This window comes from Prescottella soli (assembly GCF_040024445.1).
Classification (GTDB): domain Bacteria; phylum Actinomycetota; class Actinomycetes; order Mycobacteriales; family Mycobacteriaceae; genus Prescottella; species Prescottella soli.
Map to the genome: position 1 here is coordinate 40,496 of NZ_CP157276.1, position 11,443 is coordinate 51,938.

The window sequence follows — 11,443 nt, forward strand, 5'->3', positions numbered from 1 at the left end:
AACCGAACAGCCGAGCGGCGGTGAGCGACACGTGCTGCCCGACGACCGCGCACGGCACGACTTCGAATGCGCCGTGGGATCTTTCCTGCGGCCGTTGGACGGCGCGATTGTCGTCCCTACCGGCGACGGCGCCGAAGCGTTCATCGACGCGGAAGAGATCATCGGCCGCCCTGCACGAACCTTCGATGAGTTCGCCCAGGCAAACACCGCCGCATGGAAAGTGAACGAACAGTGATCGACCACGTCTACATCTCCGTCACCGATATCGACCGGGCACTGGCCTTCTACCTCGAAGCCCTCGGCCCCGCAGGGTGGCGCGCGTTCGGGAACTACAGCGCCGCAGACGGTCCGGACGGCGTGCCGGACCTCTTCGGCATCGGTGACGCCGACTACATCTCCGGGGCAAGGGTCGGCTCGAGCATCTGGTTGCGCCGGCGTGTATCCGGCGAGACGGGCCTCTATGTGGGCATCGTCTGTGACAGCAACGAGATGGTCGACGCAGCGTACGCCGCTGCCATCAGGGCCGGTGGCATCGACGAAGGCGAACCGGCCGACCGAACCTACTTCGCACCCGGCTATTACGCCGCAAATGTTCGCGATGCCGATGGCAACCGCCTGGAGTTCGTCCACAAGGCGTGGAACGCGACCCACTGACCCCGCAGCGATGGTGTGACACAGCTGGAATCCGTTTCTCACGTTCGATGCCTGGTGAGCGTCTGCCTGGTGAGAACGAGAGATAAGGGAAGCGGATGAATATTCGGCACACGGTGATCGACACCGCGGCGCTCGGCCCGGTCACGATCATGGCGAGCGATGCGGCTGTCACCGGAGTGTATTTCCGGCATCACATCCGGCGACCGGCCCAGGAACTGTTCGGGCCGCCGGCGTCCTTCGTCGACGACACGGTCCTGGGCGAAGCTGTCGGCCAGCTGCTCGAGTATCTGCTCGGGCAGCGCCGCAGCTTCGATCTGCTATTGAACCCGGACGGTGACGACTTCCAGCAGCAGGTATGGGAACAGGTCAAGGCGATCGAGTTCGGTGAGACCACCACCTACGGGCAGATCGCGCAGCGGCTCGGTGACAGTTCCTCCGCGTACCTGGTCGGCCAAGCCGTGGGCGCCAATCCGCTCTGCATCTTCATCCCATGCCACCGGGTGATCGGCGCGAACGGATCACTGACTGGGTACGCGGGCAGCCTGAAGCGCAAGCGTGCACTGCTCGAGCTCGAGGAACCGGCCGCGGTCTACGCGGGACGGCTGTTCTGATCGTGAAACCACCCTTCGAGGGGAGAGCGACCGAGCACGGGCCCACCGTGCTGCGGGTCTGCCGGGTGATCCTCGGCGTCCACGACGCCGAGGACGCCTTGTCGGAAACATTCCTGGCTGCGATGCGCGCCTACCTGGACCTGCCCGGGACAGCGAACGTGGAACCGCATGGTGCCGTTCCAATAACGATGGCTGCCGGCGCCCACCCACCCGAGCGTCAGCAGCCGTAGCGTCGGCAGTGCGGCCACGGCCACATTGCCGTTACGACCCCGGGCCGCCGTCCGCGGCGAAGCCGAAGCTGCCTGCGTGGTGGAGTTGTGGGCACGGGCGGCACTGCGCCATCGACCCGCGCGGTGCCGTTTCCGTGTGCTTGGTCGGACCGTTTCGTGAGCGGTGAAGCCGCAGGCGATCCGAGTAGCGTCGAAAGCTGTTGCCCCGCTGGGCTTGGCGTATGAGGGCAGCCAAGACGGTCCGATCGGTCACCAGGGTGTTTAGCGCTGTGGCGTCCGCGGCGTTCAGGACGGCATCGAGAAGGCCCGGGAACCGTGTGTCGAGGTCCTCGCGGCGTAGTTCGACGAAGCAGCGTGTGCCTTCTTTCCGTCGTCATCGTCCGGGTTGGTCGTGTCCGGGTCGCGTAGCAGATCGGCCATTCTCGTGGACAGGGATCTCGGATCACTCCAGATCCGGGCGTCGTTCGACGCCTACGCCCAGCTGATGTCGGCGTCACCGCGCGTATCAAGACCGAACTCACCGCCAGCGGCACCAAGCTCCTCGAGATCCCCGGCGTCGGGATCGTGACCGCGGCCCGAATCCTTGCCCGCACCGGCGACCCCACCCGGTTCGTGAACGAGGCAGCATTCGCGAACTGCAGCGGCACCGCGCCCATCGAGGTTGCCGGCGCCGACAAACAGCGCCATCGACTGTCCAGATCCGGGGACCGCACGCTGAACTCCGCGATCCATATCGTCGACTCACCCAGGCCAGAACACCAAGCAGCCACGGGTGTGCCCACCATCAGCGCAAGATGGCCGAAGGCAAGACCTCACAGTGCCGCGGCGCCGGTAGCTTCGTCGACATGGCTGTGAACGTGCTTGCCGAAGCTGGGCTGAGCGAATGCGTCCGAACCGACATGGACTGCATGCCCGGATTTGGCCTGTTCCTGGCAATGTGGGCGGTCGCTGGATTGCTGCTGATGGTCTGGCCTGCCGCAGCCCTGTATGCCACTGTCGCAGTCGTCTCTTCCAAGCTCGGTGTGACGCGAACTGTGTTGTGGATCCTTGCCGTGTGGATCCTTCCGCTGCTCGGAGTGATGGTGTGGTTCGTTCACGCACGTAGCCAACACAGCCCCGTGTCGATGAGTCGAACGCCTTGAAGCCGTGGAAGTGGCAGAGATGGAACGCGGAACTAATCAGTGCAGGTCGACGATTCCGCCTTGGCCGGTCAGTCCATGGTCGTGGCGAGTCGCTCGCCCAGAACGGCGGAGAGCCGGCCACCCAGAGCGGCGGTCGTATCCTTGTCGCCCGGAGTCCCTGGCTGCCAGGGCAGTACCAGCCGATCCTTGGTCTTGTCGACATACCGCGGAATCACGTGCAGGTGGAAATGGAACACCGTCTGCCAAGCGTCGGCGCCGCAGCAATTCAGCACGTTCACCCCGTCTGCACCGAACTCCCTCGCAGCCGCCTTTGCGATCCGCTGTGCGGCCAGGGTGACCGCGGTCAGGTCATCGGCCGGGATCTCGAACAGGTCCTTGCTGTGCTGCTTGGGAATGACCAGGACGTGGCCGTCCGAGCCAGGGTTGATATCCATGAAGGCATAGGTCGTGTCGTCCTCAGCTACTTTGACGCTCGGAACGCTCCCAGCCACGATGCCGCAGAACACGCACTGATTGCTCATGGCCACGAAGCTATCTTGGTCACCCGAAACCAACCCGAACGACCCTCCTGGGCCAGGCAAGCGCGTGCGAGAGCCTCGAAGAACGGTACGGGCCGACGCTTCGCTCGTCGACCCACGCCGAGATCACGGCCAGTGCTCGAATCGGTTCAGCGCTTGACAGCACGCACAGGTATCTCAGTTCGGTAAGACGCAACAGGGGTGCGCGGACTCAGTCTCGCCAGACGGATTCGTACTCATACCAAGGCCCACCAAGGTGTGTCGACGAGAAGTCGTCGAACCCTGCAGGCTCGCCGTTCGGCGAGTACACCCATCCGGTGCTGGTACCGAAGGAGAACCAGGACGCTTCCTCGAAGTAGACCTCACCGTCGCGGCCTTCGAACGCCTGATAGATGTCGAACCGGCCAATCTCCAGGTACTCTCGGGTTCTATCAGGGCTGGCGAGCAGTTCCTGGGCGGCCTGTTCGAACTCCGGTCGCATCTCGTCGAAGGATGTCGGCTGCAGAGTGGCGCTAAGCGCAACACCGCTCAGCACGATTGCCGGAGCCTGGAGAATCCACCACGACCATCGACGTTCTTCTACGACATAGATCAGTGTGCGGATCGCCCAGACCAGGCCCACCACACCGAGTGCCAGCAGCGTGCCGACGCAGAAGAGGAGTGGCTCGGCCCACTGGAAGCTACCGAATCGAGATGGCCACCAACCGTAGTAGAGACAGAGCAGCAGGCCGACAGCGAGAACCGTCACGATCGAGACGGCGGGGCCAGGAGGTTTATATCGCCTGCGTGCACCAGCCCGCTCCAAATCGGAAGGCCTCGTCTCGCACATCCAGACAATCTAGCTGGGTCCGAGCGGCTGGCTGATGATGATCGAGCCCGACGCAAAACATGCCGTGCAAACACATCGAAATCTCATGCAGCCACCCCGGTGACCACCGCCACTGACGCCCGAAGTATCACCGCCATGAGTCTCGGAAACTCGCAACGGATTCGGCTGCGCGGCTTGAGCTTTCCCGATAGCGGCAAACACGGCGGGCCCTGCCCCCGCAGAGAGCGGGGGCAGGGCCCGACGGTGCCTCACATCCCCGCGAGGGGGAGAGCGGGGGGTGGATCAGATGACGGTGATACCGGTCGCCTGCGGACCCTTGGCGCCCTGACCGATCTCGAACCGCACGCGCTGGTTCTCTTCGAGGTTGCGGAACCCGCCGCTCTGGATCTCCGAGTAGTGCGCGAAGACGTCGGCGGAACCGTCGTCAGGGGCGATGAAGCCGAAGCCCTTCTCGGAGTTGAACCACTTCACGGTGCCTTCTGCCATGTGTATTTCCTCTTCTCATGCTCAATAGCTCTGCCGAAACTGGGCAGGGCAGGGCCGATATCACACGACGGCGATTCCCGAACAGGAGATCCAACCGCCCGCAACAAGAATTTGCGAGCGTGGCAAGACGCAAACAAATACTACGACCGACCACAGTCAACCACAGATACCGCAGAAAGTCCCGAACGAGGGCGGACAGCCCGGCGTGAGCGGACATGGCAGAGGAGCGATGAATTTTGTCGCAGACGACTATCGGGCGCTGAACAGTGTGCGGTGGATCTCCTCGCTGGTCTTCAGTGCTGACTCTGACAGAGTGGTTGTCGGGCCGGTGAACTCTCGCGGGGGATGGCTATTCCCGCCGTCGTCCTCAGCCTTCGGGTCGTAGAAGAGTCGCCCGTTGATGGAATCGTGCGTGCTGGTCACAGCTGGTCCTTACTTGTCGGTGTCGCATTCGGCGGCAGCCTCTCGGCGGCTCGCGCGCAGCTTCGCGTGAGGGCTCCGATGGTCCTCATCGCCGGCGCCTTGAATGCGCCGCGGTCTATTCATGTACTCGATCACCGAGACGAATCTCTGGTGTGAGGAGATCGCCGGGAATGAGACGTTTCCTCCACTGTACGGCTCGTCCGAAGAGTCTGCTGCCGACCACTGCTTCCGCTCGACTCCAATGCCGGGCGTCCGGGGCTTCCTGACTCCGGGACGTCGATGCGCGGGTCTGCCGACCACTCACCTGACGCCGGCGCGCTACCTCGGCTGATGTCGTACCTCAGCTCCTACCCGCGATCGGGCCCCACCTCTGCCGCTGCGGAGCCCGTCTCATATACGAACGATTCCGGGCCACGGAACCGCCGTCGTCGGTTGCAGCTCGCTAGGGGGCATCTGCGCGGATGCAGTGGGTGGGCCGTACATCACTCGGCGGGCCTTCATCCCGGCCTTTAGCGGTGTTTCCTTGACGACGTCGCCCGTGGTGGGGCGTGGACCGGCTGGCCGCCGCCGGAGAAGATCCTTACGTGGCCAGGCCCGTTCGGTCCCCAACCTCCGAAGACGAGGTCACCTGGCTGGGCCTGTTCGATGGGGATCTCGACGCCGAAGCGGCCTGCACCTGGGTGAGGTCTCTCACCAAATAGGAAACACGCTCCAGGTGTTGCGGGTCAGGAGGTTAGGGACAGTTGCGACCCAGCTGACCGGTGTTAGCGATGAGGATGGGCCATGGCCACGTTGCGGTTGGGGTGGGTAACAGGCCCTTTGGGGCGAGCGGCGGGCTTCACCGCTGGCTTTCCTGGTGGGTGAGGTAAGCGGAGAGGGCCGCTGAGGCAGTCAGGAGCGATCGGCTGTTCTGGTTGATCCGCTGGGCCCATGCGCGCACGGCGCGGTGGGCTTCAGCAGAACCGCCAGCGGCGCGGGTTTCGCGGATCACTGCCGCGATTTGGTCCAGCCGATAGTTGGCGCGGCGCAGGAGGTGTGCCAACTCGGCGTCGTGGACGTCTTGACGGCCGTACCGGCGATGTCCCGATTTGTCTCGCATCGGTGAAAGGACTCCGGCACGCTCCCATCCGCGGAGCGCGGTCGTAGTGACCCCGAGTCGGCGGGCCAACTCTCCTGCGCTGAGCGAGCAATATCTGATCGACGGCGGTGGGTCCTGATGGACATGACCCAGCGTGTCGTCCAGCATCCGCACAGCGTCCCGGTCGACGAGCAACTGCGCATGGGCTCGGTCAAGGGCTTCCAATGCCCGTGTCGTCTCGCCCATGTTGAAGGCCACCATGATCTCGCGCGCGGGCCCGTGACCAATCGCGGACACGAGGGCGACGAATGCCTCGAGCGCGGCTAGGTGCAGCTCGCTGTAGCGCCGGTAGCCGTTGGCGAGACGTGTTGCGGGCGGCAGAATGCCGGCCTCCTCGTAGTTGCGCACCGCCTGCTGGGAAACAGCCACTGCTCGTGCGAGATCCACCGGCCGCATTCATCCTCCTTTGAAGCTTCGCACTCCATATCCGCAGGCAGGTTGCGCAAACATTCAACCGAGAGTTCAAAGTTACGATCAGAGAGCGTGAACATCCAGCCAGAATTCCCCACACGGCGCGAACCGCGTCCTCCAGACTTCGCCTTGACCTTGGACGAGCTCAGGGCGGTGACGGCTTTTGCCGTGTCCTCGGCTGAACAGGTACTCCCGTTCTTCGAAGCGCATCGGCCGCACGACAGCAGGCCACGTGGGGCGCTCGCGGCCGCCGCCGCTTTCGTCAACGGGGACCACCGATCCCGTGCCCAGCGAGTGACGGCAGCCGCCGCCCACCGTGCCGGAAAGGAAGCCGCATCGCCTGTGCCGTACCACGCCGCGATGGCTGCAGGTGATGCCGCCGCGTCGGCATACCTGCATCCGCTGGCGGACGCACCCCAGGTCAACCACATCCTGCGGGCATCGGCGCACACCATCCGTGTCTTCGAGCTATGCCCCCGCGAGGAGGCAGCCGAGGACAACCCGGTCGAGCGCATCGCCAACCTCGCGACCCCGCTGCTCATCGACGTCCTCCACCGCTACCCGCGGATCGGTGGCGGCACGAATCGGGTCAGCCAACTCGTGCACGAACTCGACGGGCGTCTGCGAGACCAGTCGCCAACCCCGCCTACGCGAGATGGCCGAGTGATGGAGCAGCGATGATCCTGCCCAAGGTCCGAGACCCCCGCATGGTGACCATCCGTCGGGGTGGCTCGCTGACCGATGCCGATCATCGGTTGCTCGCGCTCTGGGCGGCAGAGTGCGCCGAGCATGTTCTGTGCCATTTCGAGCGCGAGCAGCCTGACGACCCACGTCCCCGAGACGCCGTCGCGGCCGCCCGAGCATGGGCCCGCGGTGACATGCCGATGATGCAGGCACGCGCAGTAGGTGGACACGCGATGGGCGCCGCAAGGCCCCTCGTCGGCGCGGCTCGGTTCGCTGCCTACGCGGCCGGGCAGGCCGCATGCGTTGGACACGTCGCCGAACATGATCTCGGCGCTGCGGCATACGCGATCAAGGCAGTTCGAAGCGCGCAACCCGACAATTCTTGGGCAGGCCGAATCGAGCGTGACTGGCAGCGCGACAAGCTTCCTGAACCGGTCCGGAGGCTCGTCCTCGAGGACCAAGCCCGGCGCAACAGCATCTGCTGGTCAGTGTTCTCCGACTGAGTTGAGACTCGTGCCTCCAACGCGCAGAGCTACGCGCCGAACTGACCGGCAGCCGGATTCCGTCCCCACAAGGGGCGGCGGCACCGGACGTTGAGCCGGCAGCAGCGTCGGGTCGAAGAGGATCGGAACGCGGAAGAGAGAAGGGCCAGCGGGCACTGGCGCAGTCACCGAGGAAGTGCCGAGGCCACTGCCGCCGATCGGACCCGGTACGGCGACGGCGAGGACGATCGACTGTGCAGTCCCGGAACTCGCTTCCGGGGTACATCGCCTGGGCGCTGGAAGTGGTGCGCGGTGGCGTTCTCCTCTAGTAAGGCGTGTGGGACGCGGGACTTGTGATGGATGCAGTAGCCGTTGGCGCTCGCCCATCGTCGAACGACGTCCAGGCCGTTGGCAGACGCGGAGATCATGCCGCCGCACCGTTTGTGGCCGCCGATGCGACGCGCGTCGCGGATGTAGCTGTCGAGCAGGCGACGGTGGGCGGGCAGTCCGCGGGCAGGCCGGCAAACGAGCATTCTCTCCGCGTTCGTGCCGGAGAGCTCTAGCCAGTCGTCGAGTGTTGGTGGCGCAGCAGCCGCAGAGTTTGAAGACGTTGGTAAGTATCAGCGGACATCCGGACACTTCTTCATATGGGAGAGGAACAGCCGGGTTCACCGGCACCGGGGGATGTTGTGCGGTTCACCGCGCTGTGGGGCGACTATGTCGGGCGGGTGTCCGCGTATGCCTGCCGACACGTGGATCATCACACCGCACAGGAGGTGGTGTCCGAGACGTTCATGGTCGCGTGGCGGCGGCTGCCGGAGGTCCCCGAAAAGGCACTGCCCTGGCTGCTAGTGGTTGCCCGCAACACCATGTCGAATCAGCGCCGCACCGATCGCCGCCGCGACGCGTTGACCGAGAAGATGGCCCGCATCGAACACGTCGCGGGGTCGACGCCGGGCGCCGACATCACGGTCACCGACCGAGCCGAAGTGCTCGAGGCCCTGGCGACCTTGACGTCGACGGAGCGCGAGGCGCTGCTCCTGACCGCGTGGGACGGGTTGAGCGCCGCCGAGGCTGCCCGCGTTGTGGGGTGTTCCGTCCCGGCCATGCACGTGCGGTTGTTTCGTGCCCGACGTCGTTTGCAGGCCGGCCCCGGCACTGACGCCGTCGACCCGATCCTGCTGGGGGCCAGCACCGAACCGAGGAGCATCCGATGACGAAGGACCTGTTGAAGACCCTCGAGGCCATGCGACCCGACACCGGCGCCGACCGACTGTGGCCGCAGCATGGGCTGGCCACCGAACGGGCCCGCATCGTGGCGACCACCTCCACACCGACGGCTCCCGCGGTGCGGCCCAGGCGGGTCGGTGCGGTGGCTCTCACCGCGGCACTGTTCGCGGTGGGCGCCATCGGCGCGTGCGCGGCCGCCACCGGGCTGATGCCGAAGGCGTTCACCGACCACTACTACTTCTGGCGGGATCTCCCGGGACCGGGGGAGACCGCGGTGGACCCCGCTGCCGCCGAGCGCATTGCGTCCATCCCCGGCCCGGACGGCCGTGTGTTCAGCGTCTTCGTGGCGCGCGGTGCCGGAAGCCAGCGGTGCCTGGCCGCGGTGTTCGAGAGCGCCGCCAGTGCCGCGGACGCCGGACCGTCGGAGTTCACCGACCTGGGCGGCCGGTGCAGGCAGGGACCCGAGGGTTCGGGTGAATTTTCATTCGGCGACGGTGCCGGCGTGATGGTCGCGGAATACGGCGCCGGTGCCGACGGCGAGGAGCTCCCGACAGCGTTCACCTACGACGCAGTAGCAGGAGCTGCGGTGCGTGCCGAACTGCGCATGAGCACCGGGCAGGTGCTGCCCACGGTCCTCGCCGACGGCAGCTTCTACGGCTGGTTCCCGACACCGGCGGCCGGCAGTCCCCGCCCGGTCCTCACCGGATATGCCCCCGACGGCACGGTCGTCGGAAGCATCGAAATCTGACCGAACTTCTGATTCCGCTCTGGCGCGGAAAGATACCGGCTGTTGTATGGGTGAGATGTCGGTGGTGTACGCGGCCACGACGCCGACGGTGAGCAGCCAGCAGGTCGAGCGGATCGCTCAGGCGGTGACGTCGTGGTGAATCGCCGGGTCGGCCGGTCGCTGCTGCTCGACTCGTCGTCGGTGTGCCGGTGCACGCGGGTGGGGCGCCGCGGATCGGCGATGAGCGACCCGACTCAACTGTGCAGATGGCGCGGCTCCATGGTTGCAGTGGCGGCGCTATCGGCGTGGGATGCCCACGCATGGGGTGGATAATCAGGCAGATCGGTGTCGCGTCTGGGGTGGGAGCTGTTGCAGCCCTTGGAACACTACGCAGTGGCCTCTCCGTGGGTGTGGTGCTCCTTGTGATGCCAGTCGGTGCGTTGATCGGAGCCGTGGTCGGGTCCGTGTCGATCGTGGGCGGTCATCTGGCTATGCGGTCGGCTCAGGCTTGGCCGCCGCGATCGACTCGGTGGTGGCGTCAGCGGTTCGGGATCTGTTCGGCCGCCGCGGTGTTCTTGCTGATGGCCGCGTTCTTTGTGTGGAGTGTGTTGGCTTCGGCGGCGCAGGGGTATGCGCTCTCGGGTACCGGCTGGTTCCTTGGGATTTCGGTGGCGTGTGCTGCAGTGACATACGCGTGCACGATCTTCCTGGCGCCGGCCGTTGACTCCTCTGTGCTTCGTTGATGTTTGAGCTGGGACGACCAAGGTGGATGGGACGTCGACGTTAGTGCGGGTCCTCGACAGTGACGTTCTTCAGCTGTGATCCTCAGCTGTCAGTCGCGTGAATCTGACAGCTGAAAGTCGCAGGTATCAGCTGTTTTCGGCCTACCTCCATCTCGTGGAGAAGCAGCGAACTACGCGGTCACCCGTGCTACTGCGGATCGATGGCGTGGACGGCGCCCCAGCGAGACGGAGGCAGGACGATGAAGCGGACCTTGCCGATGATGTCCGAGACCGGGATGGTTCCTTGCCGGTCGTCGCTCATAAGGAATCGTGAGTCCTTGGAGTTCGCACGGTTGTCGCCCATCACCCACACGTTGCCCTCCGGGACGGTGACGGGGCCGAAGAACCTGCCCTGGCATGCGCTGTCGTCGCCGGGCATTGTGCGATCGATGTATGTCTCGGACAAGGGTTTTCCGTCGACCATCACGGCGGGATCCTCGGGTAGGCACTGCACCTTCTGCCCTCCCACCGCGATCACGCGTTTGACCAGATCGTTCTCGTCCGGCGGGACCAGGCCGACCGAGGACCCCAGGTTCTCCGCGCCGCGGACGATGACGTTGCTCGACCGTGTCGATTGGTAGTCCTCGCTCCACGACGGTGGACCCTTGAACACCACAACGTCACCCGGCTCGGGGTCACCGAATCGATAGGACACCGTGTCCACGACGATCCGGTCGCCCGTACACCCGGTGCAGCCGTGCAACGTCGGCTCCATCGACTCCGACGGAATCAGATACACCCGTGCGAGGAACGTCTGGAGCAGAAAACTCAGTACCAGTGCGACAACCACGAGAATCGGCAACTCCAGCAGGAACGACCTTTGCTGCTACGGCGGGTTGTCCTTGCCGACGGAGGAGTTCGGGTCCGCCTGTGTGCCATCAGAACCCGAGACTGCCCCTTTTTGTGCCCCGTCTCCACGGTTCGACTCGGAATCGTCGTCGCCTGTCATGGTCGGCCAGGTTATCGGAGTTGCACTGATCAGTCGGATGACACGGTCGATCCTCCCCAACGTTGCTATGTCCTCACACCGGCGTCCCATCGTCGACACGATGAAGGTGAGGGACGCCGGCATAGTCGCTCTGGTGGCAGGCCTTGC

Annotated in this window: 14 protein-coding genes and 3 pseudogenes; 10 read left to right on the forward strand and 7 right to left on the reverse strand. The window is 65.1% G+C overall.

The genetic code is table 11. The features are described from left to right. Positions 1-31: 31 nt before the first annotated feature. From ABI214_RS00205 to ABI214_RS00220, 4 genes and pseudogenes are all read left to right on the forward strand, one after another. Positions 32-235, forward strand: coding sequence for a hypothetical protein (locus ABI214_RS00205; RefSeq protein ID WP_348605204.1), 204 nt, complete (start codon positions 32-34; stop codon positions 233-235). Beyond that, positions 232-654 carry a VOC family protein gene (locus ABI214_RS00210; protein ID WP_348605206.1) on the forward strand — a complete coding sequence of 141 codons (423 nt, stop codon included), beginning with the start codon at positions 232-234 and terminating at the stop codon, positions 652-654. The genes ABI214_RS00205 and ABI214_RS00210 overlap by 4 nt, the downstream gene beginning before the upstream one ends. 95 nt (positions 655-749) lie before the next feature. Beyond that, positions 750-1,265, forward strand: a complete 516-nt coding sequence (locus tag ABI214_RS00215; RefSeq protein ID WP_348605207.1) for a methylated-DNA--[protein]-cysteine S-methyltransferase — start codon at positions 750-752, stop codon at positions 1,263-1,265. A gap of 2 nt (positions 1,266-1,267) precedes the next feature. Continuing rightward, a pseudogene (locus tag ABI214_RS00220) lies at positions 1,268-1,429 on the forward strand (RNA polymerase subunit sigma); the annotation flags it as partial. A 537-nt stretch (positions 1,430-1,966) separates the two neighbouring features. Here ABI214_RS00220 and ABI214_RS00225 read toward each other — a convergent pair. After that, the gene (locus ABI214_RS00225; RefSeq protein ID WP_348605208.1) at positions 1,967-2,182 is read right to left on the reverse strand and encodes a hypothetical protein; all 216 of its coding nucleotides are present in this window, start codon (positions 2,180-2,182) and stop codon (positions 1,967-1,969) included. Between ABI214_RS00225 and ABI214_RS25410 the strand changes: the two genes are divergently transcribed. Further along, positions 2,075-2,350, forward strand: coding sequence for a transposase (locus tag ABI214_RS25410; protein ID WP_408587477.1), 276 nt, complete (start codon positions 2,075-2,077; stop codon positions 2,348-2,350). The genes ABI214_RS00225 and ABI214_RS25410 overlap by 108 nt on opposite strands. Next, on the forward strand, positions 2,290-2,637 hold the full coding sequence (locus ABI214_RS00230) for a PLD nuclease N-terminal domain-containing protein (RefSeq protein WP_348605209.1): 348 nt from the start codon (positions 2,290-2,292) through the stop codon (positions 2,635-2,637). The genes ABI214_RS25410 and ABI214_RS00230 overlap by 61 nt, the downstream gene beginning before the upstream one ends. Before the next feature lie 68 nt (positions 2,638-2,705). Here the strand turns inward: ABI214_RS00230 and ABI214_RS00235 are convergent, their stop codons facing one another. The 5 genes and pseudogenes from ABI214_RS00235 to ABI214_RS00255 form a co-directional block, all read right to left on the reverse strand. Beyond that, on the reverse strand, positions 2,706-3,158 hold the full coding sequence (locus tag ABI214_RS00235; protein WP_348605210.1) for an HIT family protein: 453 nt from the start codon (positions 3,156-3,158) through the stop codon (positions 2,706-2,708). Between the two features lie 208 nt (positions 3,159-3,366). After that, positions 3,367-3,903: a DUF1109 domain-containing protein gene (locus ABI214_RS00240; protein ID WP_348605211.1), complete on the reverse strand. Its 537-nt coding sequence runs from the start codon at positions 3,901-3,903 to the stop codon at positions 3,367-3,369. A gap of 363 nt (positions 3,904-4,266) precedes the next feature. Then, positions 4,267-4,470: a cold-shock protein gene (locus ABI214_RS00245; RefSeq protein ID WP_348605212.1), complete on the reverse strand. Its 204-nt coding sequence runs from the start codon at positions 4,468-4,470 to the stop codon at positions 4,267-4,269. Positions 4,471-5,373: 903 nt separating this feature from the next. Continuing rightward, a pseudogene (locus tag ABI214_RS00250) lies at positions 5,374-5,555 on the reverse strand (NlpC/P60 family protein); the annotation flags it as partial. A 176-nt stretch (positions 5,556-5,731) separates the two neighbouring features. Next, a complete protein-coding gene (locus ABI214_RS00255; RefSeq protein WP_348605213.1) occupies positions 5,732-6,427 on the reverse strand; it encodes a MerR family transcriptional regulator in 696 nt (231 codons plus the stop codon). A 168-nt stretch (positions 6,428-6,595) separates the two neighbouring features. Between ABI214_RS00255 and ABI214_RS00260 the strand changes: the two genes are divergently transcribed. The 4 genes from ABI214_RS00260 to ABI214_RS00275 all read left to right on the forward strand — a co-directional run bounded on the left by ABI214_RS00260 (position 6,596) and on the right by ABI214_RS00275 (position 9,586). Further along, positions 6,596-7,123 (forward strand): putative immunity protein, encoded by a 528-nt coding sequence (locus tag ABI214_RS00260; protein WP_348605214.1) that lies wholly within the window; start codon positions 6,596-6,598, stop codon positions 7,121-7,123. Continuing rightward, positions 7,120-7,629: a putative immunity protein gene (locus tag ABI214_RS00265; RefSeq protein WP_348605215.1), complete on the forward strand. Its 510-nt coding sequence runs from the start codon at positions 7,120-7,122 to the stop codon at positions 7,627-7,629. Before ABI214_RS00260 ends, ABI214_RS00265 begins: the two co-directional genes overlap by 4 nt. Positions 7,630-8,255: 626 nt before the next feature. Then, the gene (locus tag ABI214_RS00270) at positions 8,256-8,825 is read left to right on the forward strand and encodes an RNA polymerase sigma factor (protein ID WP_348605216.1); all 570 of its coding nucleotides are present in this window, start codon (positions 8,256-8,258) and stop codon (positions 8,823-8,825) included. Next, on the forward strand, positions 8,822-9,586 hold the full coding sequence (locus ABI214_RS00275) for a hypothetical protein (RefSeq protein ID WP_348605217.1): 765 nt from the start codon (positions 8,822-8,824) through the stop codon (positions 9,584-9,586). Before ABI214_RS00270 ends, ABI214_RS00275 begins: the two co-directional genes overlap by 4 nt. A 909-nt stretch (positions 9,587-10,495) precedes the next feature. On the opposite strand, the pseudogene lepB reads toward ABI214_RS00275, so the two are convergent. Further along, positions 10,496-11,167: pseudogene (gene lepB, locus ABI214_RS00280) on the reverse strand (signal peptidase I); the annotation flags it as partial. Between the last annotated feature and the right edge of the window lie 276 nt (positions 11,168-11,443).